The sequence below is a fragment of the Mesorhizobium sp. M4B.F.Ca.ET.203.01.1.1 genome, from assembly GCF_004791025.1.
Lineage (GTDB): Bacteria > Pseudomonadota > Alphaproteobacteria > Rhizobiales > Rhizobiaceae > Mesorhizobium > Mesorhizobium abyssinicae.
In genome coordinates this window covers 1-278 of sequence record NZ_SRUO01000320.1, presented here as the reverse complement: position 1 = coordinate 278, position 278 = coordinate 1, and the positions used below count along the sequence as shown (strand labels likewise).

Genomic DNA, 278 nt, shown 5'->3' with positions numbered 1-278 from the left:
GTCGAGATATGAGAGGATGGCGGATTTGCCGGGCAATTCACAGCACTCTACCAACGCGCTCGTGGCGGTTGTCATCCCTGCATACAACGCGGAACCATTCATCGAGCGTACCTTGGCGTCCGTGCTCTCCCAAACGCATAGGAATATCGAAATTATAGTCGTTGACGATGGTTCGACCGACGGAACAGCATCGATCGTTCGACGACTGGCTGATAGCGACGGGCGCATCAAGTTGCTCCAACAGAAGAATGGTGGGGTGGCGTCGGCGCGGAATGCGG

Annotated in this window: 1 protein-coding gene; it reads left to right on the top strand. The window is 56.1% G+C overall.

Annotated features, from left to right (window positions below):
• Window positions 1–16: 16 nt before the first annotated feature.
• The coding region (locus tag EN846_RS34895; RefSeq protein ID WP_135928184.1) for a glycosyltransferase family A protein at window positions 17–278 on the top strand (262 nt) is incomplete at its 3' end.